Source organism: Mucilaginibacter terrae (assembly GCF_031951985.1).
GTDB classification, from domain to species: domain Bacteria; phylum Bacteroidota; class Bacteroidia; order Sphingobacteriales; family Sphingobacteriaceae; genus Mucilaginibacter; species Mucilaginibacter terrae_A.
In genome coordinates this window covers 1,843,617-1,869,579 of sequence record NZ_JAVLVU010000001.1, presented here as the reverse complement: position 1 = coordinate 1,869,579, position 25,963 = coordinate 1,843,617, and the positions used below count along the sequence as shown (strand labels likewise).

The 25,963-nt window shown below is 42.9% G+C and carries 24 protein-coding genes; 13 read left to right on the top strand and 11 right to left on the bottom strand.

From position 1 onward, the window contains the following. The first annotated feature begins 106 nt into the window (after positions 1–106). The 5 genes from QE417_RS07515 (at position 107) to QE417_RS07495 (ending at position 4,956) form a co-directional block, all read left to right on the top strand. A complete protein-coding gene (locus tag QE417_RS07515; RefSeq protein ID WP_311948909.1) occupies positions 107–1,285 on the top strand; it encodes an aldose epimerase family protein in 1,179 nt (392 codons plus the stop codon). A 202-nt stretch (positions 1,286–1,487) separates the two neighbouring features. After that, positions 1,488–2,825, top strand: a complete 1,338-nt coding sequence (locus QE417_RS07510) for an acetylxylan esterase (RefSeq protein ID WP_311948907.1) — start codon at positions 1,488–1,490, stop codon at positions 2,823–2,825. 24 nt (positions 2,826–2,849) lie between these two features. After that, positions 2,850–3,701, top strand: coding sequence for a hypothetical protein (locus QE417_RS07505; protein WP_311948906.1), 852 nt, complete (start codon positions 2,850–2,852; stop codon positions 3,699–3,701). A gap of 112 nt (positions 3,702–3,813) precedes the next feature. Then, complete coding sequence (locus QE417_RS07500) at positions 3,814–4,647, top strand: hypothetical protein (protein ID WP_311948905.1); 834 nt, start codon at positions 3,814–3,816, stop codon at positions 4,645–4,647. A 33-nt stretch (positions 4,648–4,680) separates the two neighbouring features. After that, entirely contained in the window at positions 4,681–4,956 is a 276-nt protein-coding gene (locus QE417_RS07495; RefSeq protein ID WP_311948903.1) for a hypothetical protein, read from the top strand. A gap of 126 nt (positions 4,957–5,082) precedes the next feature. On the opposite strand, the gene QE417_RS07490 is transcribed toward QE417_RS07495, so the two are convergent. The 3 genes from QE417_RS07490 to QE417_RS07480 all read right to left on the bottom strand — a co-directional run bounded on the left by QE417_RS07490 (position 5,083) and on the right by QE417_RS07480 (position 9,478). Then, positions 5,083–6,234, bottom strand: coding sequence for an MFS transporter (locus QE417_RS07490; protein WP_311948900.1), 1,152 nt, complete (start codon positions 6,232–6,234; stop codon positions 5,083–5,085). Positions 6,235–6,322: 88 nt separating this feature from the next. After that, positions 6,323–7,135 (bottom strand): DUF4249 domain-containing protein, encoded by an 813-nt coding sequence (locus QE417_RS07485; RefSeq protein ID WP_311948898.1) that lies wholly within the window; start codon positions 7,133–7,135, stop codon positions 6,323–6,325. A 6-nt stretch (positions 7,136–7,141) separates the two neighbouring features. Continuing rightward, on the bottom strand, positions 7,142–9,478 hold the full coding sequence (locus tag QE417_RS07480; protein ID WP_311948896.1) for a TonB-dependent receptor: 2,337 nt from the start codon (positions 9,476–9,478) through the stop codon (positions 7,142–7,144). A 171-nt stretch (positions 9,479–9,649) separates the two neighbouring features. Here QE417_RS07480 and QE417_RS07475 point away from each other — a divergent pair, with 171 nt between their 5' ends. Both QE417_RS07475 and QE417_RS07470 read left to right on the top strand, forming a co-directional pair. After that, entirely contained in the window at positions 9,650–10,504 is an 855-nt protein-coding gene (locus QE417_RS07475) for a pirin family protein (protein WP_311948894.1), read from the top strand. A 140-nt stretch (positions 10,505–10,644) separates the two neighbouring features. Further along, positions 10,645–11,628 (top strand): SDR family oxidoreductase, encoded by a 984-nt coding sequence (locus QE417_RS07470; protein WP_311948892.1) that lies wholly within the window; start codon positions 10,645–10,647, stop codon positions 11,626–11,628. A 5-nt stretch (positions 11,629–11,633) separates the two neighbouring features. Here the strand turns inward: QE417_RS07470 and QE417_RS07465 are convergent, their stop codons facing one another. Further along, positions 11,634–11,876, bottom strand: a complete 243-nt coding sequence (locus tag QE417_RS07465) for a hypothetical protein (protein ID WP_311948889.1) — start codon at positions 11,874–11,876, stop codon at positions 11,634–11,636. Positions 11,877–12,028: 152 nt separating this feature from the next. On the opposite strand from QE417_RS07465, the gene QE417_RS07460 reads away from it, so the two are divergent. Then, entirely contained in the window at positions 12,029–12,673 is a 645-nt protein-coding gene (locus QE417_RS07460; RefSeq protein WP_311948888.1) for a DUF47 domain-containing protein, read from the top strand. Positions 12,674–12,777: 104 nt separating this feature from the next. Here the strand turns inward: QE417_RS07460 and QE417_RS07455 are convergent, their stop codons facing one another. Continuing rightward, positions 12,778–13,872 carry a DUF3810 domain-containing protein gene (locus QE417_RS07455; RefSeq protein ID WP_311948887.1) on the bottom strand — a complete coding sequence of 365 codons (1,095 nt, stop codon included), beginning with the start codon at positions 13,870–13,872 and terminating at the stop codon, positions 12,778–12,780. A gap of 484 nt (positions 13,873–14,356) precedes the next feature. On the opposite strand from QE417_RS07455, the gene QE417_RS07450 reads away from it, so the two are divergent. Next, entirely contained in the window at positions 14,357–15,274 is a 918-nt protein-coding gene (locus QE417_RS07450) for a hypothetical protein (protein WP_311948885.1), read from the top strand. Between the two features lie 87 nt (positions 15,275–15,361). Beyond that, positions 15,362–16,063, top strand: a complete 702-nt coding sequence (locus QE417_RS07445; protein ID WP_311948884.1) for a DsbA family oxidoreductase — start codon at positions 15,362–15,364, stop codon at positions 16,061–16,063. Positions 16,064–16,084: 21 nt separating this feature from the next. Here QE417_RS07445 and QE417_RS07440 read toward each other — a convergent pair whose 3' ends face one another. Continuing rightward, positions 16,085–16,765, bottom strand: coding sequence for a hypothetical protein (locus QE417_RS07440; RefSeq protein ID WP_311948882.1), 681 nt, complete (start codon positions 16,763–16,765; stop codon positions 16,085–16,087). A gap of 121 nt (positions 16,766–16,886) precedes the next feature. Beyond that, entirely contained in the window at positions 16,887–17,888 is a 1,002-nt protein-coding gene (locus tag QE417_RS07435; protein WP_311948879.1) for a fatty acid desaturase, read from the bottom strand. Positions 17,889–18,463: 575 nt separating this feature from the next. Between QE417_RS07435 and QE417_RS07430 the strand changes: the two genes are divergently transcribed. Continuing rightward, positions 18,464–19,960 (top strand): malate:quinone oxidoreductase, encoded by a 1,497-nt coding sequence (locus tag QE417_RS07430; protein WP_311948877.1) that lies wholly within the window; start codon positions 18,464–18,466, stop codon positions 19,958–19,960. Between the two features lie 316 nt (positions 19,961–20,276). On the opposite strand, the gene QE417_RS07425 is transcribed toward QE417_RS07430, so the two are convergent. Beyond that, a complete protein-coding gene (locus QE417_RS07425) occupies positions 20,277–21,302 on the bottom strand; it encodes a cytochrome d ubiquinol oxidase subunit II (RefSeq protein WP_311948876.1) in 1,026 nt (341 codons plus the stop codon). A 2-nt stretch (positions 21,303–21,304) separates the two neighbouring features. Beyond that, positions 21,305–22,642: a cytochrome ubiquinol oxidase subunit I gene (locus QE417_RS07420; RefSeq protein ID WP_311948873.1), complete on the bottom strand. Its 1,338-nt coding sequence runs from the start codon at positions 22,640–22,642 to the stop codon at positions 21,305–21,307. A 301-nt stretch (positions 22,643–22,943) separates the two neighbouring features. Between QE417_RS07420 and QE417_RS07415 the strand changes: the two genes are divergently transcribed. Next, the gene (locus QE417_RS07415; RefSeq protein ID WP_311948871.1) at positions 22,944–23,996 is read left to right on the top strand and encodes an NAD-dependent epimerase; all 1,053 of its coding nucleotides are present in this window, start codon (positions 22,944–22,946) and stop codon (positions 23,994–23,996) included. On the opposite strand, the gene QE417_RS07410 is transcribed toward QE417_RS07415, so the two are convergent. After that, positions 23,997–24,533 (bottom strand): hypothetical protein, encoded by a 537-nt coding sequence (locus tag QE417_RS07410; RefSeq protein WP_311948870.1) that lies wholly within the window; start codon positions 24,531–24,533, stop codon positions 23,997–23,999. Between the two features lie 200 nt (positions 24,534–24,733). Between QE417_RS07410 and QE417_RS07405 the strand changes: the two genes are divergently transcribed. Next, entirely contained in the window at positions 24,734–25,093 is a 360-nt protein-coding gene (locus QE417_RS07405; protein WP_311948866.1) for a hypothetical protein, read from the top strand. Between the two features lie 120 nt (positions 25,094–25,213). Here the strand turns inward: QE417_RS07405 and QE417_RS07400 are convergent, their stop codons facing one another. Continuing rightward, a complete protein-coding gene (locus tag QE417_RS07400) occupies positions 25,214–25,891 on the bottom strand; it encodes a phosphatase PAP2-related protein (RefSeq protein WP_311948864.1) in 678 nt (225 codons plus the stop codon). Positions 25,892–25,963 lie beyond the last annotated feature (72 nt).

Here is a 25,963-nt window from a genome sequence, read left to right as displayed (position 1 = left end):
TATTGTTAATGCTGGTTTTTTTACTCATTTTAGGCCACTGTTATTATAGCGTTTGGCATTAATAATCATGCCGTTTAAACAATAAACCAACCCTAACAAACCAGTTATGAATTATATGAAAAACAAAGGCTTTTATGCCGCCATGCTGGCCGTCGGATTATTATCCCTGGCAGCCTGTAATCAATCAACTAAAAAAAACGAAACAAACATGACAGACAGCACTGCCGCATCTACGCAGCTCCCTGTAGCAAAAGATTTTGCAAAAACCATTGACGGAAAAGAAGTAAAACTATTCATCCTTAAAAACAGCAAAGGTGTTGAAGCTGCCATTACTAACTACGGTGGCCGATTGGTAAGCCTGCTGGTACCCGGTAAAGATGGTAAAATGGTTGACGTAATTGCCGGTCCGGCCGGTATTGATGGTTTTGAAACCGCTAAACCAAACTTTTACGGTGCGCTTATTGGTCGTTACGGTAACCGCATTGGCGGTGCTAAATTTACTTTAGAAGGTAAAGAGTATAAATTGCCGGTAAATAACGGCCCAAACAGCCTGCACGGCGGCACCAATGGCTTTGATGCCAAAGTTTGGGATGCCAAACAAATTGATGATCATAGCATTGAGCTTACTTATACTGCTGCTGATGGTGAAGAAGGTTACCCGGGTAATTTAAAAGTGACCGTAGTTTATGATCTTACTGATGACAATGCTGTAGAAATACATTATACTGCTACTACCGATAAAGCAACGGTGCTTAACCTAACCAACCACTCATTCTTTAACCTGAATGGCGTAGGCAGCGGCGAAATTTTAAAACACACCCTTCAAATTGATGCCGATGGTATTACCCCGGTTGATACTACTCTTATCCCGACCGGAAAAATTGCACCTGTTCAAAATACACCATTCGATTTTCGTAAACCAACCGAAATAGGTTCGCGTATAGGCGAGGGCGATGAGCAGCTTAAAGCCGGTGGTGGTTATGACCATAATTTTGTATTAAACAAGCACGATTTGAAAACTGCCATTGCAACCCTCCAAGGTGACAAAACCGGCATTGTAATGGACGTATTTACCGATGAGCCTGGTATACAGTTTTACAGCGGTAACTTTATGAAAAGTAAAGTAACCTTTAAAGGCGGCGCTAAAGATGATTACCGTACTGCTTTGTGTTTAGAAACACAGCACTACCCCGATTCGCCTAACAAGCCATCGTTCCCAAGCACCGAGTTAAAACCAGGTCAAACTTATAAAACCACTACTATTTACAAGTTTTCGGTTAAGTAATTAGCCACCTGCATAGTACAGAGGGCCGCCCTGATTATTGGGGCGGCCCTTTTTGTTTTATGGTAATTATAAAAATGTAAATAGTTTTTAATACTCATAATCATATCATCATAGCTTTTTGTAACATATATTGTACCTTTATACCCAAACGCTTGCGAAATTAACAACCAACGCGTTGAGGCAGTTAGCAGGTTTATAATATATGCTTTTAATAATACGGCTCTCATTACTCAAACGTCTTCCAGCTTTTACCTGGTCTATACTTACTTTAGTATTGTTTGCATGTCCTGCACAAGCACAGGAGGGTGGGGGCGACGAAGGCGAGATCACCATTAACGCCACACCTGTAGCTAAGGATGCTATTTATAATGCTAATAGCAATATCAACTACAAAATCGATCTTAAAAATACGTTTAACACCAGGCAAATCGGCACGGTAGGCTACCGTGTTTTAAGTTTGGATGAAAAAGAAATCACCCAAAGGAACCAGCCCGTAACCATCAATCGTAAAGGCGAAAAAAGCTTAACCCTGCGCATACCGGGGCAAGGTTCAGGTTTTTACAAAGTACAGTTTGTGGTCAACTTTCCCGAGTATGACGATACCGTGCGTCGTACATTCGGGGTCGATCCTACCAAAATTAAATCGGAACACCAGGCTCCTGCAGATTTTGATGACTTTTGGAACAAGACACTGGCCGAACTGGAAAAAGTAACTCCCAATTTTAAAGTAACCGAGATGCCCGATTCGGCTAAAGATAACCGCCGGGTTTTTGCCATCGAGATGCAATCATTAGGCAATATTACCGTGCGCGGGTGGATGACCTTACCCATGACTAAAAATAAACGTAAGCGTTTCCCTGTACTGTTAGGTTTGCCTGGTTACCAGGTTAATCTGAAGCCCATGTTTGGGTCGGATGAGGATTTGGCCATTGTGGTTATCAATGTAAGAGGGCAGGGCAACAGCCGCGACCGCATACGCACCCTGCGCGATGATTATATTTTTACCGGCCTCGAAGACAGGAACCGCTATGTAATGCGTGGTGCCATTATGGATTGCGTGCGCATGGTTGATTTTATTTTTTCACGCGATGAATTGGACCATGATAATATTATGGTATCGGGCGGTAGCATGGGAGGCTTCCTTTCCATAGCAACGGCAGGCCTTGATCATCGTATTAAGCTGTGCTCGGCACAAAACCCTATTTTATGCGATGTAAAAGCCTTACCCGGCAAGGTAGTTTGGCCCCTGCGCGATTTTAATCGCTACGTTAGGGCTAACCGGGGCTTAACCATGGATAAACTACTTGATAACTTATCGTATTTTGATACTAAGAATTTTGCATCGCGTGTGAAATGCCCAACCCTGGTAGGTATAGGTTTGCTCGACCACCTTGCTCCACCTGATAATGAGTATGCGGCTTTTAATAATTTGCAGGTTGATAAGCATATGATAGTTTTTAAAGATTTAGGACATGAGGTGGCCTTATTTTATAAAAACTATGAGGGCAGGTGGATGCGCGATACGTTTGCACTCTTTTAATTGTATCATTTTAAAACAATCACTTTGGCTAAAAAAATACTTTTAATTACCTGTGTATGCCTGTTTTTAGGATTTGATGCCTACTGCGGGTGGCCTACGCGTCCGCGTAGGTTAATATTGTCGCCGTCTTACACTTATTTTACGGCCAATAAAGACTGGGACTCGACAGGACGAAAGCTTAACCGACCTAATAATGGCGTGTTCAGATCACATAGCGTTAGCTTGTATGCCGAGTATGGTATAGTGCGAAAACTTGCTGCGGTAGGTTCCTTGCCCTTTTTGAGTTATAATATTCAAGATAGTACCGGCCGCAGCTTTGGCGTATCGGGTTTTGGCGATATGGAGCTGGGGCTGAAGTATTACCTCGCTAATATCGATTACCGCTATTACTTTACCTTGCAGGGAACCGGCATAATCCCACTTTATCAGTCAGAAGGTTTAGGCTTTGCCCAAGCCGGAGGCGATCTGCGTTTGGGTTTTTCGGGAGCAGGTAAAATAGGCAACAGTTTTTATTCGTTAAGCCTTGATGGCGGTATACGTAAATACTTTGGCACCAACGGCCCAATTCAAGGCAGGTATGGTGCATCGTTCGGTATAACGCTCGATAAAAAGTTTCATGATCAGTTATCGATCGGCGTATCGGGTGTAATATCAAAAAGTGATTTTACAGCTTTTACCCGCAACATTTATACTGCGCGCGATTTCAGGTTTACACAGGTAAACTTAAGCTACGGGCATACATTTAACAGCAGCTTCTCCATGTTTTTAACAGGTGGACGATTTGTAACCGGGCGCAATACAACCATTGCCACCAATGCATCCATTGCATTTATATTTAAGATCGATAACTTTTTAGGTCGTAAGGTTTATTATTAAACAGTTTGATTAATAGCAGTTTCGATATAAGTATGACTGTTTTTAAAGTAAGTGCTTACTAAATATCGCCTGTGCTGTAACGTAAACAGGCATATATCCGTATAAGGGGTATATGAACCTATTGAATCGCTTCGCAATTTTATTACTCTCTATTATTGTCTTCCAATCGTGCAAAAAGAGCACTGTTCAACAAAGCGCCGGCGATAACGACGCTATCATTAAAACGCCTGTTGATTTAGTAAAGTATGTTACCTGGGATGTAGGCGTAACCCATAAACTCGAATTTGTTTATAACGCCGATAGCAAACTGAAGCAGTATTCATCGGGCAGCAGCAACCTGGCATGGAAACATACGGGTACTTTTAATTACCAAAACGGTAAGCCAACCGAAATGATATACGACGGTGCTTTAAACACCCGATATACTTATGCCAATGGCAAGGTATCACAAAAGAGTTATTTGGGTAACGGCGGTGCCGAAACTGCGCGTTTCAATTATACTTACAACGCCAAAGGGCAGGCAGCAACATTGAAACATATGGTGGCCTTAAATGGCGTGCTATCGCTAACAGAAGATATAATTTATCAGTATGATGCCAATGGTATCCTAACACAAACACAGAGCAAGTGGTATGATGAGCATAGCGCATTACTGGCAACAGTTGTGCGTAAGTACGAAAGCTGGTCGCCCGTGGTGTATATTAATCCTTTTGCTTTACTACACTCTTTGTACCAGCACCAGGCGCAAGATGTATTTAATGATGTGGTGCTGAGCACGCTTGATAGGCTCCCGCTTAAAATTACCGAAAATGGTAATCCCGAATTGGGGCCTGCTACTTATGAGTATCATATTACCCAAACCGGTAAACGTATTGATAAGTTGAACTGCACACTTAAAGTGGGAAACATAAGCTACGATACTACCGAAGCAATATTCCATTACTAAAACATTTGCGGGGTATTCATGCTTATTTAAAGTATGAATGCCTATCAGCAAAAATGGATCGAGGTTTTAACCAACGCCAATATTAAAGATTGGAAAATTGAACCGGTTGAAGATGCTATCATTGTTGATCTGCCCGGCGGTAGCAACATGGATAGCATCATGGAAAACCTGCCCGATGTAATTGCCACTCTTTCGCTTGATATTACTATTCCTGGTGAGCGCCTGAAGTTTATCCTGCGCCACAATGGAGAGCATCGCGAATACATTTTAAATCCTACAGATGCTGATTTAAACACGGCTAAGAAGTAAGATTTCGATAAAAATAACTTGTCATCTCGAACGATAGTGAGAGATCTTTTCGAAGACGCAGGTTAATCGCTTAACTAAGATTTTCAAAATTCTTGGCTCACGGCTCTTACTTCTTGTCTCTATTCTTCAAATCTTCACTTTACTCGAAATACCCGTTACGCACAAGCCCATCACCGCAATCAGTATAAAGCTTACCCTCAGATTAAATAAACCTGCCACAAAACCTATAACCGGCGGACCAACCAAAAAGCCCACAAAACCAATAGTTGACACCGCTGCCAGTGCCATGCCCGGCGACATGGTTTTTGATTTTCCAGCCACGCTGTAAATCATAGGCACTACCGATGATACGCCAAAACCAACCAGCAAAAAACCAATCATAGCTGTAGGTATTTGTGGAAATATAACGGCTATTAATAAGCCCACTGCTGTAAGCAATCCGCTTATTTGTAATGTTTGCTTTAGCCCAAAACGGTGTGCAAACCAATCGGCAATAAAGCGGCCCATGGCCATGGTACACATAAATACAGTGTAGCCCGCTCCCATCCAGCCATTATGGGCATGGAGTACTTTTTTAAAGTAAATTACGCTCCAATCAAACATGGCACCCTCGCAAATTAATGAGCAAAATGCAATAATGCCCAGTTTAATGAGCGGCCTGTCGGGCATAACAAAACCTTGCCGGGTTTCGGCAGGGCCTTTATCATTCAACAAATAGCGATAGCTCACAAAAAGTATAACCAACACAATGGCGGTCATCAAAGCAAAATGGTACAGCGGCAAAATATTTTTGCCTATCATAAAGGTGCCAATACCAGCCCCTGCAAATCCCGCCAAGCTCCACAAACCATGAAATGAAGCCATGATGGGTTTGTTGTAAAGCTTTTCGGTAGCTACGGCTTGGGTATTAACGGCTATGTTTACACTGTTACTGGCAAATCCAAAGCCTACCATACAGGCCATTAACAGCGGGACATTGGGAGCCCACCCTAAACCAACCAGGCCCACCGCATAGGCCGATATACCCAGCAATACAAGCATACGGCTTCCAATGCGTGATATGAGCCAACCTGCCACAGGTAATGATATAATGAGCCCTACCGGTATACAAAATAAAATGCCGCCCAAAGCCGCATCGCTCAGGTTAAGAGTTTGCTGAATGGTGGCAATGCGCGATGCCCAGCTGGCAAATATAATTCCGGGTAGGAAAAACACCGTGCTTACCGCTATGCGTAAATAATGTTTTGGGTATGGAAAAGATACAGCCTGCGCGCCCATTCAAAAAAATAGATATGCACAAAATTACGCTTTTTAATGCGCTGAGGCTATTAATTAAACAATTATTGGGGGGAAGTTTACACTAACATTACGGCACCGTAATAGATATACTTTGGTAAGTATGTGCGCTAAAGTACCCCAACGCACCATTGTTAAAGTTTGATGGCGGATTGCCAGGAGTAGTAGCACCGCCCGGCCCGCCGCGGCTTTGCTGCCTTAGGGTAAACCAGTAATTAAAAACGGCTTTATCAATGTTTTGTATCTCCACTTCTGCTACATCCCCCGATTTTAGGTCTTTGCTGCTGTCGTCATCATCTGGGTCGGGGTATAGCTCGTCTTTGCTAATGTTGCCGTCTTTAAGGCGGTCATCAAATACGTAAATGCGGTTGGTTTGCTGTCCGTTTATGCGCAGCAGGTAACGGTATTGGTTGGCTACACCTTTAGGATCGGTGTAGTGCACTGCTGTCATTTTACGCGTACGGCTGCCAAAGGTAACGTCGGTCAAAGTTATAGAGTCGGCGCGTACCTGGACGGGCATGGTTGAAGCCGCTGTGTACGTTTTGTTGTCAACACTAACATTCAGTGTGTAAGTGCGTCCAGCCCGGCCCGTCATTACTGATGATCGATATACGCCCGGCGATACTTCGCTAAAATTCCACGAACCGCCTGCATTATCAGTGAGCTTTACTACAGCTCCTGATACCGTTGGGTAAACATTGGTGTTTTTATAATCAACCGAGCGGGTAATTTTTACCGTTTGTTGTTCGCGTGTATTTGTCACGTTGCCCTCAATAACAATTTGCGACGGTGAGGTGTTCACCTGTATGTCAATCACCTTTTCGCAGGATGTAAAAGCAAGCACTATGGCCAAAAGTGGAAGAAAGTAGTATAGTCTTTTCATTTCAGCTTAAAATTTAAAATTCCAGGTTATTGATGGTACTATGCCAAATAACGCTGTTTGTACCGCTTCTGTTCGGGTTGGGTCATTCGGTACATCTCTAAAATCAATTGAATATGGGTTTTTGCGATTAAGCGCATTATACAAACCAAACGACCAGCTCGACCTGAAACGTTTGCCCGTGTCCTTACCCTCCAATGTTGCGCTTAGATCTAAACGACCGGTGTAGGGCATGCGGTTGGCATTACGTTCGGTGTAATAGTAGGTAGTGTTGCCGCCAATCTGATATTTGCCGGCCGGATAGGTTACCGCATTGCCGGTGTAATAAATGTAGTTGCCCGAAAATGTCCAGCGTTTGTTGAGCTTGTAAATACCCACCAGGGCAACATCATGCGTGCGGTCTTGCCGGGCCGGGAAATAGTTGCCGTTGTTAAGTCCGTTAAATTTACGTTCGGTGCGCGATAGGGTATAGCTTATCCAACCGGTAAGTTTGCCGGTACGTTTTTTGGCGTAAAGCTCCAATCCATAGGCCCGGCCGCTGCCAAACAACAATTGTGATTCTACCTCGGCATTGGCTAACAGGCGGGCGGCATCTTTATACTCAATCTGGTTTTGCATCCACTTGTAATAAGTTTCGGCCGAAAACTCGAAAGTGTTATTGCTGATGTTTTTGAAGAACCCGAAGGCCACCTGATCGGCAATTTCGGGGCGGATGTTATTGCTGCTCATCACATACTGATCGGTTGGCGAGCTTGATGCCGCGTTTGATAATATGTGTATGTTTTGCGTATTACGGTTGTACGATGCCTTGATGGAGTTACGCTCGTTAATGGTAAAGCTGGCCGAAAAGCGAGGTTCGAGGTTAAAGTAATTTTGCACAAACTTGCCGCTGCTATAAGTGCGTGATGAGGTTACACTGCCGCTGGCATTATAAGTATCAAAAGTACCAGGCCCCAGCAAACTAAACCAGCTTGCCCGTAAGCCGTACAATAAATTTAAACGCGGGTTTACCACGTATTCATCCGAAATATAGGCCGAAGACTCCAAGCCATAACGGTTTTCAATGGAGAGAGGGTTGAAGCTTGAGTTACTGCCGGGTATAATATCTGACGGGGCAATGCGGTGATGTGTGGCTTGGGCACCAAACCTGATGGTGTGTTTGTTGCTAAAATATTGCAGGTCTTCCTTTAAATTAAAATCGCGGATGAGAGAGGTGGCCGTAAAGCTGTTTACCTCGTCGAGAAGTTCAACGCTGTAATTGTACTTGTTATAAATGAGCGAGGCATTTGAAAACAAACGGCTGTTGAACACGTGATTATAACGTAGCGTGGCTGTGCTGTTACCCCAATCATTTTTAAAAAGGTCTTTTATACCAATGTTGTCCTTGCCAAAATATCCCGAAAGGTAAACGGTGTTCTTATCATCGAACTTATAGTTGACCTTGGCATTCAGGTCGTAAAAATTGAGCGTATTGCCTTTCAGGTTGCTGTCGGGCACGGCTTTCAATATAAAGTCGATATAGGTACGGCGCGCGCTTATCATAAACGAGCTTTTATCTTTAATTAGCGGTCCTTCCAGTTTAAGCCTTGATGATATTAGGCCCAAACCGCCCTGCATGCTGAAGTTTTTGTTATTGCCATCATCCATTTTTACGTCGAGCACTGATGATAGCCTGCCGCCATATTGCGAGGGCATACCGCCTTTATATAGGTCGGCAGTTTTAATGGCATCGGCATTAAAGGTGGAGAAAAAGCCTAACAGGTGCGAAGAATTGTAAACCGTGGCTTCATCCAGCAAAATCAAATTTTGGTCGGATGCTCCGCCACGCACAAAGAAACCCGTATTGCCTTCACCACCTGATTTTACGCCCGGCAGCAGCTGAATGGTCTTCAACACGTCCTTTTCGCCGAACAAAACGGGCAGGTTATCCAGCAGTTTCATATCCAACTTTTCAACACCCATTTGGGGGCTGCGCACATTTTGATCTTTACGGTCGCGCGCGCTAACTATAACGGCTGCAAGTTCATTACCCGCCTTTAAATCGAGGTTAAGATTAGTGTTTTGGTTAAGATTAACGGTTTGACTAATTACCTGGTAACTTACATAACTAACGCTAAGGGTGTAAGTGCCTTCGGCAGCAGTGAGCGAGTAAAAGCCATAGCCGTTGGTAGAGGTACCCACCTTGCCGGCAGGGCCTTCAATTTTTATCGAAGCGCCAATTAAAGTTTCGCCCGTGGCTGCATCACGAATGGTGCCACTGATGGTGAATTTTTTTTGTGCCGATGCCTGCAGGCTGCATAATAAAATAAGGACAAGTAAGCAGAGTGTGGTGTGTTTAAATTGCATGCGTTGTGGGGTAGGCAGCGCAAAGCCAACATTTGTTTGTGGTGAACGATTAAGTTAAGTGTACAGGTCAGTAACTGCGAATATGCTTTTTTATTATGATAATTGTGGTAGTTTATTGCAAAGCAATCGGGTTTTATTAAAACATTACCCATAAATACATCTTTTTATAAAATGCGAAGCGTTAAAAAAATACACCAGGCCGTATATGCGCCCATTGCTAATTTGGTAACCTACCGTGCACTACCCACTCAATCGGTTGAGTATATCGATCCGTTTTTGTTTTTAAATCATCATGGTCCGCAGGTTTACCCGGCACATAATAGCGGCTTGCCGTTTGGCCCTCACCCGCACAGAGGAATGGAAACTGTTACCTTTATTATAGAGGGAGATATTGCCCATAAGGACAGTAGCGGTCACGAAAGTGTAATTAAAGCCGGTGGTATACAATGGATGCGCGCCGGGCGCGGACTAATACATGCCGAAGTATCATCAAATGAATTTAAGCAGGAGGGTGGTCCGCTCGAAATATTGCAGTTATGGGTAAACCTGCCTGCCAAACTCAAAATGGCCGAGCCCTTTTACATTGGTAAGCAAAAAGATGAAATACCGGTATTGCAATTAAATGAATGTACGGTTACAGCCAACCTCATATCGGGCCAGTGGAAGGATGTACAAGGTGCCTTTGAATCAGAAACAGGCATATTTCTGAGTACCATACATTTTAAACCAGGGGCCGAACTGGATGTACAAATTCCCGAAGCGCACAGTATTTTCTTTTACGTAATTACAGGTGAGGTAGTTGTTAACGGCACTGCCGTACGCGCCTTACATCTGGCCGAATTTGATCATAACGGCGACACTCTTACCATACAAGCCAAACCCGATAGCATGCTGTTGCTGGGCCATGCTATGCCGTTTAATGAACCTGTAGTATCGCACGGACCGTTTGTAATGAATACCCAGCAAGAGATCAAACAAGCGTATGATGATTATAATGCAGGTAAGTTTGGCTACTGGGATGAGTAGTATACAGGTGCCTATAAATTAGAAAAATTTACTTTTAGTGAATTTTCTAATTTTCACTTACGCATCTAAATGCACTTGAAATCCAAAACTATTAACCTTTCGAACGGTTTTTCTTAATTAAAGCATTTATCCAAAAACGTATGAGCATAACAACATCATCGCCCTTAAATAAAAAAACGGTGGTAATAACCGGAGCTACCAGCGGCATTGGCCGTGCAACTGCACTTGAATTTGCCCGCCATGGTGCCAAGCTGGTATTAGCCGCCCGGCAAAAAGATGTGCTCGATGAGATGGTTGACCTTTGCGACCGCCTGGGCGGTAAAGCCATAGCTGTAATTACCGATGTTACCCATCCTGAAGCTATGGTGCGTTTGGCCAATGATGCCAGCCTGTTTGGAGGAAGTTTGGACGTATGGGTAAATGTGGCCGGTATTGGTGCGTTGGGTGAATTTACCACCATACCTATTGAGGTGCACAACCAGGTTATTAAAACCAACCTGTTGGGTTACATAAATGGCGCTCATGCCGCCATGACGCATTTCAGGAAGCAAAAACAGGGAATTATTATTAATCTTAATTCGGTTGGGGGCTTTGTGGCTTTCCCTTACTCTGTATCATACACGGCAAGTAAGTTTGGCTTGAGAGGTTACTCTGATGCTTTGCGTGCCGAACTGCATGATTATCCGGGTATACATATTTGCGATGTTTACCCCGGCTTTGTTGATACGCCCGGACCAAGCCATGCAGCTAATTACACTGGCAAGGTTTTAAAACCGGCCCCACCTGTAGTGCCTACTTATAAGGTGGCTAATACAGTAGTAGATTTAGCTCAAAATCCTAAAGACTCGGTTATGTTGGGCAGTGCGGCTTATTTTGCGCGCTTCAGCCAGTGGATTGCTCCTAAACTTACCCGCTTTACATCGGCCAAATTTATGCAGCTGTATTTAAAAAAGGCAGAACCCGCTCCGGTAACCAACGGTAGTATTTTTGAACCTACACGCGAGCATAACCAAATATCGGGCGGTTACACTTCAAAAAAAGTAAGCGGCAAAAAGTTAGGCAAGTATGCAGGAGCGGCCGGTATTATTGCCGGAGCATTGTACGTGCTTAAAAAATTAAAATAGAAGTATCAGGTCGAATATTTAAAGAGCTGGGCTACAGTTTCAAGCTCTGTTTTGTTGATAAGGCCGGGATTATTAAATTGCTGTATAACTAACTGGCGCGAAAAATTGATATGCCCGTTGGTGGTTTTTACCATTACGCCATATTCGTGCGGTACATGGTCTTTATAGCTGCCAATTAATGGATTTATTTCTTCGAGACGGATTAACAGTTCGACAATAGCGTAAGTAGGGAGGCTGTCTTTTGACATGATGGCAAAGGTAACTTAACCTTTTTGTAATCTTATATTAACATTTTGTTAACGATGCAAAGGTGTGTTAAGATGAAAATTATGCACATTATTAAATTTTATTAAAGTTAGGTGTATATTGCATCCTATCATTTATAACCGTAATAATAGTCATGAGTTCTATTTTAAGCCGCTTTTTGCCAGATAACGATAAAATGTTTTTTGGTTTGTTTAACCGGGCAGCCTCAAACTGTACAGCCATGGCTAAATTATTGTTTGAAGCCGTTAGCGGCGAATGGATACCCGAACAAAAAACAGAATTTGCGCAAATAAGCCGCTTAAAAACTGCGTCGGCCGAAATTAAGCGCCAGGTGTATGCTACATCAGGCAAGGCGCTCGTATCACCCTTTGAGCGTAATGATATGTATGCGCTGGCGTCGGCTATTAGTGCAGCATCTGATTATGTAGATGCTTCGGCACGCCGTATTAACCTGTATTCTATAGATGCCATTACGCCACCCATGCTTGAGCTTTGCCGCATTGTGCTGGATTCAAGTATGCAAATGGAAACCTTGGTAAGGGCACTCAATAACATAAGCGACAGTGAAACCATATCGCACATTTGCGCCGAAATTAAGCAACTGGAGCATGAGGCCGATAAGGTTTATGACCGGGCCTTTGCACAACTCAATGCTAACGAAACCGATTCGATAAACCTTATTAAGCACAGCGAAATTTTAGGTGCCCTTGAACGTACTACCGACAAATTTGAAGACGTGGCCTTTGTAGTGGAAAGTATTTTAATTAAGAATAGTTAATTCTTCTTGTTCATGGTTTATGGATGATAGTTCATGGCCGGAAGTTTTGTGGTAATGGTTTTAGCTCAGTGAACTTAAAAGTGCAGCTACTATGAACCCAACAATCATCTATGAACCTTCTTATAATACGCCATTGTTAAAATAATCATACGATTATACGTGCGCAGTCCCTGGGGTTGGTTATTGGCTTTCAAAAAATTATCGTAAAACAGGCTGCTTACATAACTAAGTTGATTTTGATAGCGCATCCAGTAGGCTTGGTCGGTTTTTAGGTCTTGCTTTACAGCAGGGGAGAGGCGAAGTTTAAGTTGTTTAAACGAAATGCTATCGCGATGATACACGTTGCGTGTAAACTCTTCCATTGCCATGTAATAAGCTGAATATCTCAGCAGCCTGTCGGGTGATTCCTTTCCCGCCATAAAACCTATAAAATTAGCTTCATCTTCGCGTGCAAAACCCATTTGATGTGCCATTTCATGGCAAGCAGTTATGGGTTTGTTTAATAACGGCATGCTGTAGTTAACCTGCGTTTCGCCTGTGAAGGGGTTAAAATAGCCTGCCGTGTTCAGGTAGTTAATAACCGGTGTAAACAATGATGATTTTGCTTCAGGAAAGTAGCTTTTCAAGGCCGGGTTGGTGTTGCCAGCACTTTTAATAGCCCGTACCGATGTTTGATAAATGGCCTCGTTACTTTTCAAAGTATCGGTATGTTGGAGTGCTGCACGCCGCGCATTAACGCTATCAATTAGCATCGAAGTTACACTTTTTAACTCGCTAAGGGTATAAGTGCTATCCTGAAGGTTCAATATTTGCGCAGCGGGTGGTCGGGAGTAATTCATTCCCCATAAAAGGTAAAAGGTAGCTATAAAAAGCTGTAAACTTATAATAAACCGTAATGCCCCTATTCCAATTAACCTGAATTGCTTTTGAAACAGGTTGATGATGAACCTATAAAGGCTGTAAATAAAAAGCAGGATGATGATCGTGTAAAAAACATCGCCCAGGCTAAAGGGCAACCATCCCAACAAAAAATGGAGTATGGCACTTACGGGTATGTACACGCCATTAGTATAATAGCGTTCAATAATACCGGGAAAGTTGCCTGCTGTAAATAAAGCAATTAGTAATAATGTAAGTGCTGCTATACACAATAAATACTGCTGTAGGTTGAACGCTTTTTGAGTACGCGGCTTAAACATTCCGCAAAATAGGTGCAAGCATTTAAATCTGCAACACTATCTAAATACATTACCAATGAAGCTGCTGCGGGCGAATGGCTTAATCTTCGTCTTTTACTTCTTCCCAGTACACAGTATCTAAAAATACACCATTGTTGGTAGCTACCTGGGCTTTTACGGCCTCAAGTTTCTGCTTACGTTCATCGGTGCTTAAACTACTAAACTACTATCCAGCGAGTAGTAATAAATAACATTGTCGGTACGACTGTTTATAAACTTATAGTGTTTTACGGGCGTTTCCATAATTTATGTTATTTAAATGGTGTATAGAACTTATTATATAACAAGTAATTAAGCCACTGGTTCTGCACAATTTACTAAATTAAAATTTAATTAAATTTAGTAATGTGATAAGTATTTGGCGTGTTTGTTGTAATGGTGGTAATAATATTCATAATGGAATGAGTGATTAATATTTATTCCATTACTTTAGCATTAAAATATCATGTTCAATATAAAACGTAGCCGGTGGATTGTGTGGTTTGTACTTGTTTTAGTACTCGAACTGGCTGCTTATTCCCAAAACAAAAGCGATGACAAAGCCTATGTAGCCGGTAAGCTCAAGAGTCCGCTGAATAACGAAACATCGGGTATTGCTGCTTCATCCGTTTACCCCAATATATTTTACATACATAATGATAGCGGCGACTCCGGTCGTTTTTTTGCCATAAAGCCAGATGGCACGCTTAAAGGGATATTCAATTATGTAAAAAAAGGAACGCCCGGTTATGGTGTTCGTGATTGTGAAGATATTGCCGTAGGACCCGGACCCGATTCAATCCAAAGTTATGTTTACATAGCCGATATTGGTGATAATGGCGAAACTTATCCCTTTATAAACATATACCGTATTCCTGAGCCTAAATTACTACCTGCAAACGGCGATAGTACAGTTCATACGTTCAGGCATACCCTTAACCTAAAATACCCGGATGGGCCTCATGATGCAGAAACACTAATGATAGACCCCATAGAAAAGTTGTTTTATATTGTAACCAAGAGGCATAAATCGGTTGGGGTATATACGGCGCCGCTCATATTTCATAATAATGATACCGTAACGCTTACCAAGCGTGCCGAAATACATTTCAGAGGCTTTCAGCCATTTAAATGGATCGTTAGTGGTGATATATCAAAGGATGGCAAACAAGTAGTGCTCAAAAGCTACAGCCGCATTTACTATTGGAAACGCAATGGTAACGAACCCATATGGGAAACCCTGCAACGTAAACCCCAGCAGCCTGCCTACGAGCAGGAAAGACTGGGTGAGGCTATTGGTTTTACCTCAGATGGCCGCAGTTACTACACCGTAAGCGAAGGTACAAAGCAACCCATATTTCATTATCCCGTACCTAAAAACTAAGCCCTGTCATTTTTAGGTAATACCTGTTTGGCAAGTGTTTGAGTAAATGGTATTGCGCTTACATTTGATAAAAACGTTTATCGTACCATGAAAATACAAATTTGGTCGGACGTGATGTGTCCGTTCTGCTATATAGGCAAGCGCAGGTTCGAAGAAGCATTATCGGCATTTGAATATAAAGATAAAGTGCAGATTGAATGGAAAAGCTTTCAGCTTAATCCGCAATTAAAAACTGATACCAGCATCAGCATAAACCAGTATTTGGCCGATGCTAAAGGTTGGACCTTAGATTATGCCAAGCAACTAAATAGCCAGGTAACCGATATGGCTGCTCAAGTTGGTTTAACCTATAACTTTGATGATGCCGTGGTAGCCAATAGCTTTAACGCACACCGCTTTACTCACCTCGCCAAAAAATATGGTAAGGGCGATGCTGCTGAAGAGCAACTATTTCAGGCTTATTTTACCAATGGACAGAATATTGATGATATTGATACGCTGATTGCTTTAGGCGAGGCCACAGGACTTGATGCAACTGAAACCCGCGAAGTGCTAAACAGTAACACTTATGCCGAGCAGGTACATCATGATATTTACGAAGCCGAACAACTGGGCATACGAGGGGTTCCGTTTTTTGTGATGAACAACCATTACGCAGTATCAGGCGCACAGGCTACCGAGGTATTTTTAAACACGCTGGTTAGCGCTTACGCCGAATACAGTCAGCAGCAATCATCCGGACTTAATATTACCGAAGGTCCAAGCTGTGAAGTGGATGGAGATTGTTAAAAAACTGTTGTTAGTGCAATACTAATCAAATATTACAAAATCGCCCGAGGATACATTGTACTTAACAAAGTCGGTGTATCCGCTTTTAATTATGTAAAAGTATCCCTTGTAATGAGGGTTCTTTTTGCCCTCTTTTATGGTGCCGGTGTTCATGTCTTTTTCTATCTTAAGTGCATTTTGTTCATTATCCAAAACAGGGCTGTATTGTAAAATACGGTCTTTAAGTTTCCAGGTATAAACCGGATAATTTATACCCATAAAATCAGCTTTACGTTCTTCAAAACGGCCGTATTTTTTGGTTGTTTTATCTATAAAGGCCTTGCTTTCATCAATATTAATCTTGGCTATAACAGCGGCAATGGCTATCAACTTATGATCCAAAGTGCTTACCATATTTAGTCCATAAAACTCGGAGCCCTCAAATTTGGCTAATATTCTGTCGTTTGAGTAAGTGGCCTGGCTGTAATATAATCCTGCAGGTTTAGGGTTGTACCATTCATCATCTTTGGTAACTGTATCTAATGTTAGGCATAATTGTTTTTTGCAGTTAAAAAGGTCTTTATCGTCGTAAAATCTTACTACACTAAAGTTAAAACTAATGTCATCAAGCTTTAAGGGGCCATCGCCAATAATTTTTGGTTCGTGGTAGCATGATGAAAATAGGAGCAGGCCGATTACAAGTAGCGGAATGTAAAGTTTCATAAGTGAATAGATTTGGGTTTATAACAATCCTTATTCCCTTGTGTTGTGATATAAATGTTTAAAAAACAAAAAAAAGCCCTGTATACAATATATACAGGGCTCTAATATTCAGTAAATTATTTTAAGCTACAACAGCTTCGGCATCATCAATGCTTTTGGCTTTAGGCGTACCTATTTTACCGCCACGGTTTGAACGTGCCGTACGCGAAAAAACCGACAGTTCGCGATCGAATAAAAACTCGAACAACAAACGGGTGTAAGAAGTATGATGTCCCAAATCATCATAGTGCCTGCCCGCTAAAGCTTTAACTTTAGGCAGGTTATTCCATGGCACTGATGGAAAATCATGATGCTCATTATGAAAACCTACGTTAAGATTAGGAAAATTTAAGCGGCCATAATAGCTTTTGGTTTCCTGCTCGCCATGAGTTAAGAAATGCTCCTGTACCCAACGTGCGCCCAATGGATGCAAGCCTACTGAGAAAAAGAAGCTCAATACCAGGTATAATACGGCACTCCAACCAAAAAAGTAGGCTATTGCGGCTGTAAATGATAATTGTACAACCCAGTTAACGGCGGTCCAGCCATCAACCAAATTAATTTCTTTTAAACGGAAAGGGCGTAGTGCCTGGAAGATAGGATAAAACAATAGCCAGATGGCTTTACCAAAGGTTGAATTGTTAATTAATTTAGCTTCCCAACGGAAAGGCATATCGGCATCTAAAGCTTCAACACCTTGGTATGAGTGATGCTTTAAATGATATTTTTGAAATGATACCGAACTTGGCAACAAGGTAGGCAAGTTGGCAAAAATACCGGCCCAGGTATTTGCGGTTTTGTTTTTAAAAATAAGATTGTGTGCACACTCGTGTATACAAACAAACAAGGTATGGCAGGCAAAAGCACCTACGCCATATGCGGCCAGCGCAATCCAGTACCAGGCTGCATCTTTTAATAAATAAGCCCCGGCTATTTGTATCCCAACGCAAAGCGTGATCACTAAGAAAGTATACGGGTTACGGCCTATTAAGGTACGTAACTCGGGGTGTTCTTTAATAATGGCCTTTGTCCTGTGTTTGTGCGGTTCGCTCTCGTCAGACCATCTGAAACTCTTTTTCTTCATACTTTATTCGTGGTAACTTATTTTGTGTTTGTTAATCAAATATAAAGGTAAATAATTAATACGTCTGCCGAAAATATTATCGCACAAAGTCAATTAACCAGTAAAAAGATGTGGCTTGAATTGTATTAACGATTGATTTTAAACTTAATTGCATGAGATTAGGAATTTATTAGATAGAAATTTATCACTCCGGGAAATTTCAAATCGGCATTAATTATATAAGCTCAATTAATTCTAATTTACAACAAATTGCAGTTTGCCTGAGGGATAGTAGTGTAAAGCCTGGAGTGCAGCGTAACGCAACGAGGACTTGTAACGGGATAGTCCTATCCGCCCGAGGCGGGGCACGCCCAATGGTTATTAAACATTGAGCCAAACAATTAGCTGTTGTTTAATATTATTATCGCGGCAATCGATGGATAGCGCAGAGTGGAAACGAGTTTTTTGCCCGTCCTGTCATATCTGTGAATCTTATATTAATTGTAAAATTTATGATTAAAAATCGTAATATCACGCCGTTTTTATCAGGTACATCGTAAATTGCCAGCGCATTTGTACCGTGCCAAAATTGGAAAATGACTAACACCGAATATACACAGAACCCTGTAACTGATGTTGTGCTGATTGGAGCAGGAATTATGAGCGCCACTCTTGGCCTCATGCTAAAAGAACTCCAGCCAGACCTGACTATCGAAATATTTGAACGCCTTGATGTGATGGCTGCCGAAAGTTCGGATGCGATGAATAATGCTGGTACCGGTCACTCGGCTTTTTGCGAGTTGAACTATACACCGCAACTGCAGGATGGTTCGGTGGATATATCGAAGGCGATTAAGATTGCCGAACAGTTTGAGGTTTCCAAAGAATTTTGGTCGTTTTTAATTGAAAAGAATATCATCGATTCGCCTAAATCGTTCATTTCGGCCGTGCCGCACATGAGTTTTGTTTGGGGCGATGACAATGTAAACTATTTGCGCAAGCGCTACGAAGCGTTGGTTAAGCACCACTTTTTTGCCGAAATGGCTTACTCAGAAGATAGCACCCAACTGCAAAGCTGGATGCCGCTGGTAATGGAAGGCCGCGACCCGAACGAAAAGGTATCAGCCAACCGTATGGATCTGGGTACCGATGTAAACTTTGGTGCCTTAACCAACAGCCTGTTCAATTACCTTAAAACACAACCGGGTGTAAACGTACACCTGAAACACGAGGTACGCGACATTAAACGCGATAAAGACGGTGCATGGAAAATACGCGTTAAGGACACGGCCAGCGGTAATAAAGTTAAACTGAAAGCCAAATTTGTATTCGTAGGCGCCGGAGGCGGTGCGCTGCACCTGCTGCAAAAATCGGGCATACCCGAGAGCAAAGGATTTGGCGGTTTCCCGGTGAGCGGGCAGTGGCTGGTTTGTAATAACCCGGCTGTTATTGAGCGTCATCAGGCCAAGGTATATGGTAAGGCATCGGTGGGTTCGCCGCCAATGTCGGTACCGCATTTAGATACCCGCATGATCAATGGTAAAAAAGCTTTGCTTTTTGGACCTTACGCCGGTTTCTCTACCCGTTTCTTAAAAAATGGTTCGTTAACCGATCTGTTTACGTCTATCAATGCAGGCAACATATTCCCGATGATGAAAGCCGGTATCGATAATATTCCGTTAACCAAGTACCTCATTAGCCAGGTAACCCAATCGGCCGATGATCGCCTGGCAGCGTTAAAGGATTACTTCCCTAACGCTAAAGCCGAAGACTGGCAGTTGGATATTGCCGGTCAGCGTGTACAGGTGATTAAAAAAGACCCCAAACGCGGCGGCGTACTCGAATTTGGTACCGAAGTGGTGGCCGCAGCAGATGGCAGCATTGCCGCCTTACTGGGCGCTTCGCCGGGTGCATCAACATCGGTTTCGATCATGGTGCAACTCATAGAGCGTTGCTTTAAAGGCAAGGCTCAATCGGCCGAATGGCAAGCCAAGTTAAAAGGCATGATTCCATCATACGGGCAATCAATGGCTAAAAATGTACAGTTGGCTAACGAGACAAGGGAGCGTACAACGAAGGTGTTGGAATTGTAACCCCCCAGCCCCCTGAAGGGGGGGAAGATATATAAATGTCACCTTACCAGTAGGGTGACATTTTTTGTTGGAATCAGAATTTTCAGAATTATAGGATTTTCACAATCTCTTTTCTACCACGCGTTTGCGATATGGGAGTCGGGATGTTACGGGGGGCGAAGCAATCTCTAATTGCGCTCGTTTATTACGAGTGCTTAAAGTGGTTTTGCGTTTGCAACGCAACGGTGCGATAAAATCGCACAACCATGTTAAGCACTCATCACAGATGAGCACAAGTTGTAGTAAAATCTTGGCTCTTGTTTCTTGACTCTCGGTTTTAGTGCTCCACAAAACTACCCTCATGCCTGTCTTTTTGAAAGCTGTAGTAGAGGTAAAAGAGCGATGGAAGGATAAATAAACTACCAATAATAAGTGCCCAGGCCAATGCGGTCATAGTAGCCTCAGGAGCCTGATGTTCAAACAATGACAAATGCTCACCGTTTTTAAGTATCACAAAATTGGGAAAGTGAACGTAACTCACTGCCAGCAGTATCATACTCGCCTGAAAGCCGGCTAAAACGCGCGGTACTACCGTTTTGCCGCGTTTAACCAATATCCATAAAACCACCAGTGAAAAAGAGGCCGCAATTACTGCGGTAGCGCCAAAAGGATTGCCAAATACCCAACTCATAAGGGGAATGTTTTCGGTCAGCGAAGCGATGAATACCAAAGCGCCGCACACTACGGCAACCACATTCCACTGTTTGGCTTTGCGGATGAAGCTGTTGCGGTCATCTCCCGGTTTGGCCTCACCTATGAGGTATACCGATGCCAAAAAGCCGCAAAGACCAACCGTGAACAGGCCAATAGTTAAGGAGAACCAGTTGAGCCAAGGCCAAATATAGGCCGATGTGAAATCGGTTTCCGATGGATCTATACGGCCCGAAATCACACTGCCCGCAATCATTCCCAAAAATAAGGGTGTGATAAAGCTCGACAGCAGGAAAATGCGGTTGTATACCCGCTGCATATTATCAATTACAGCATCGTAATTTCTGAATACAAAGGCTGTACCGCGGGCCGTTATACCCAGCAACATAGCCACTAATGGAATATGCAGATAAATAGACATGGTGCTATATATAACCGGGAACCCCACAAATAAGATCACCACCGCAATGATGAGCCACATGTGGTTAGCCTCCCATATGGGGCCAATGGCTTCGTACGCAGTTTTGCGGGTACGGTAACGATGAGCTTTCGACGTAAAAAGCTCGATGATGCCGGCACCAAAATCGGCACCGCCTAAAACGAGGTATAGTAAAATTGACAGCCACAAAAAGCCGATGATCACGTATTCCATAATTATGAGTGGCTAAGGTTTAAGTCTTCGGCTGGTTTATCATACAGTTCGGGCACCATGCGTATTTGGCGGTATAGTAAAAATATAACGGCAATACTCAACGTAAAATAAATGCCCGTAAACAAGTAAAACGACCAGGCAATTCCCGGCATTGGCGTAACCGCATCCTTAGTACGCATCACGCCCTGAATTATCCATGGTTGGCGGCCAATTTCGGTCACCATCCAGCCGGCCTCTACCGCAATAAAGCCTGTTGGTACGGCTATAATAAACAGTTTGAGCAGCCAGTTGCTGTATATCCAATGCTTTTTAAACCATATCGCAACCAGGTACAGTACGGCCACCAGCATCATAAACATACCTAAACCCACCATTACCTGGAAGGAGTAATGCGTGATGGCAATGGGAGGTTGGTTTTCAACCGGAATTTGATCCAGCGCCTTAACCGGGGTTTTAAAATCATCGTACACTAAAAAGCTAAGCAAGCCCGGAACTTCAAGTCCGTAATTAACCTCTTTGGTTTTTACATCGGGTATACCGCCTAATACCAATGGCGAGTATGGCTGGGTATGAAAATAAGCTTCCATAGCAGCCAGTTTGGCGGGCTGGCGCTTGGCTACACTCTTGGCGGCAATATCGCCCGCTAAAGGCTGTAACAGTGCGGCAACGGCTGCAAACCCGGCAGCAATTTTAAAGGCCTGCTGATGAAAGTGTACGTTTTGCTTACGCACGATCATGAGCGCATGTACCCCCGCCACGGCAAAGCCCGTAGAGGCAAAGGCAGCAATGGTCATATGCAGGGCTTCAGAGAACCAGGCCTCGTTAAACATGGCCTTCATCGGGTCGATGTTAAGGTATTGGCCGTTAACATAATCAAACCCTGCCGGGCTGTTCATCCATGAGTTGGCAGACACCACAAGGATGCCCGATGCCAGTCCGCTAACACCAACCACCACACCGGTAAACCAGTGGAAGTAGGGGTTAAGGCGTTCCCACCCATATAAAAAGAACCCAAGGGCAATAGCCTCGATAAAAAAGGCGGTACCCTCTAATGAAAACGGCATCCCGAAAATCGGCCCCGCGTGCTTCATAAAATTAGGCCAAAGCAGTCCCAATTCAAATGATAGCATAGTGCCCGACACTGCACCTATGGCAAAGAAAATGGCCACCCCTTTGCTCCAGGCCTTGGCAATATTTTTATGGGCAACATCTTTAGTTTTTAACCAGCGATAGTGCGCCACCGCCATAAAAAACGGCATTACCATGCCAATACAGGCATATATAATATGAAACCCCAGCGAGAGGGCCATTTGCGAACGGGCAGCCAAAAAATTATCCATACGGTAATGGGTTTGTTACACAGGCTAAGGTACTTACCAACAGCAGGAGTGTGTATAATTTTTACTAATTATATTGATTATTTATTGAAAATAGTTGGAGTAAGAGGAGAGTTTGGCATAGCCCTAACATCACCCAACCCTCTCCAAAGGAGAGGGCTTTGTATAAAAAATCTAAACGGCATTATATACTTTTCATTAATCTAACGTTTACAAATCTATGTTACTGCCTGCGGCTGCTAATTGGGTAAATTAATTACTTTTGCAGCCTTGTTATTGATGGGGTAACAATTGTTTAACGTTTATGAAAATTTTAGTTACCGGTACAGCTGGTTTTATTGGTTTTTATGTAGCCCAAAAACTGGCAAAATTGGGTTTTGATATTATTGGGGTTGATAATATTAACACCTATTACGATACCGAACTTAAGCACGGCCGCCTCAAGGCTTCGGGTATTGATACTGACACTTTGCAGGATAACCAACCGGTATGCAGTACCATTTACCCCAACTATTGCTTCATTAAATTAGATATATCTGACCGGGCGCAAATGGAAAACCTGTTTGCCACCAATCATTTTGATGTGGTTTGCCATTTGGCGGCACAGGCAGGCGTACGTTACTCCATTACCAACCCGCATGATTACGCCCTGAGCAATCTTTCGGGCTTTTTAAATATACTGGAAGGCTGCCGTACCATTAAGGTAAAGCACTTGGTGTATGCCAGCAGTTCGAGCGTTTACGGGTTAAACAGCAATACCCCGTTTTCGGTACATGATGGTGCTGCACACCCGGTTAGTTTGTATGCTGCCAGCAAAAAAAGCAACGAAATGATGGCGCACAGTTACAGTCACTTATATCACATACCCACTACCGGCTTACGCTTTTTTACTGTATACGGTCCGTGGGGCAGGCCCGATATGGCCTATTTTAAGTTTGCCGATGCCATTATTAAAGGCAACCCTATAGACGTATACAACAACGGCCAAATGCAGCGTGACTTTACCTATGTAGATGATATTGTAGAAGGCGTCATCCGCGTATTGGATAAACCTGCACAAGCTAACCCTGCTTGGGATAGCCAAAACCCCGACCCGGCTACTTCGAGTGCGCCGTACCGTTTATACAACATTGGTAACTCGCAACCTGTTAAACTCATGAAGTTTATTGAAGCTTTGGAGAACGCCATTGGCAAAAAGGCGGTGATCAACTTCCTGCCCATGCAGGCGGGCGATGTGCTGAGCACTGATGCCGATATGAGCGACCTGGAGCAGGAGTTTAACTATCACCCTAAAACTGATATACAGGACGGTATAAACCGCTTTGTAAACTGGTTCAGGGAATTTTATTTGGTATAATTATTCTACTGTTTGAGTGAGTTGCACCGAACTCAGTTTACCGTTTTTAAAGTAGAAACTGCTTTGTACGGTGGCATCATCGTTTACAATGTGGAATAGGTTGAACTTTGATTCCTTTAGTTCAAGTATCTGCAAAAAAGCGGCCTTTTCTATTCCAATTGCCACATCCTTATTAAGGGTGATGCCTTCACGGGTAATGAGCCCGCTTTCTATATAAAACCCTTCGGAAGGTTTGTAAAACAGTGTTATTTTATTACCTGGCGTGGTAAATACGTAAAAATAATAGGGGTCGCCGCCGTCGGCCTGCTTTTCATTTACCGTAATTTTTACAGGTACAGTGAAGCGCTTTTTTATGCGGTTGGTATCGGCAGATAGTATACGGCCCAGTATCTTACTGCTGAGTTCGTTATAAACAATGGTGGTATCGGGCGGGGCGGGTTCATAGTGCTGGGTTGCCTTTTGACTGGGCTTGTTTTGGCAGTATGCGAGTAAAAGCGCAAACGGCAAAAGGGCTAACAAACAGTACTTTCGAGGCATTTGCCAAATGTAGTAATCAGCCAGTATGTGTTCAAATTTATTTCTTCTGAAAATCACAGGATTATGCTGTGTTCCTCTTTATCACTTTTTGTGTGGTGTTTATTACATATAAAGTAATTACGATGCTATGTAATCAGTCTGTTATTGGTGCAAGTGCAGATAATAATCATATCTTTAAATGCTAACATCAACTTCTTTATATGAATACTAAAATGATCAACTCTTTTGCACTGGCTGTTTGCGGTGTGTTATTTTGGTTTATTATGGCCGATATTAACGGTAAATGGACCAGCGTGATAGAATACAACGGCAACCTGGTGCCCCTGGCTTTTAATTTTAAAACCGAAAGCGACAAACTGACCGGCACCACCGAAACCCCGTTGGGCGTAAGCAACATTACGGATGGTAAAATAGATAAGGACATGATCTCTTTTAAGTTAGATCTTAATGGTAGCACAGCCGCTTGTACCGGCCGCACTTTTGCCGATTCCATTAACCTGAAAATAAATTACCAGGGCGCTGATTTTTTGGCCACATTGAAAAGAAGTAACGCACAGTAATTTCTGCAAAACCAGAAATAGGGCGAATTTGCGGGGATTGTAAATTGATAAATTAATCTACTTAGGCATGCTAAGCTAATTCAGTATTACTTAAATAAGAAAGTGGATATTCGCGTTGCCTTAACAGTTGCTTACCTGTACACTGCCTTCGATATTCACATTACGAAGCAATGTGTTTTGTAAAATGCGGTTCAGTAAAAATACAAATACCGGGGCTGCCAAAATATCAATAGTATAATGCACGTGCTGTACAATTAATAGGCAAGCCATAGCTATGGTAGCTACAATTACCAGGTAGCGGTCGGGTTTGCGCGGCAGGCAAAAATACATGGCTATCAGGGTAGAGGTGTGCCCCGAATAAAAAAGATCTTTAGTAATAACGGCATGACCATAAAATACGCCGGTAATGGGGTCAACAAGTTCAACAAGGTTAGCCGGCGGCGCCAGCGGAACCAAAGTTATAGTAAGTAAACGTGTAAGGCTTATAACAATGTATAACCATACGTAGCGCACATAAATAGCCGGGTTTTTGATAGCCCGGGCTAATATCAATAATCCCATTCCCCACTCAATTAGGAAGATGTATAATGATACATCATAAGCAGGTACTCGCGACAGTATAAAATCATGCAGTTGTACGCCCGGGCGCTGCTCAATATGCTGAAAAAATATAGGCATGCCCGATAATACCAACGCCACAATAACCGACCCGATAATCATCAGCGAACGTTGCGATGCAGAATTCCAGGTGGCTTTCCAGTTTTGCTTTAATGTTATGGTGGTATTACGGTGTTGCATTCAAATTAAAAATGGGCTTACAAAAATAATGCTTTTAACGGTAATGTTAAATAAATTTTATCTCAACGTGAA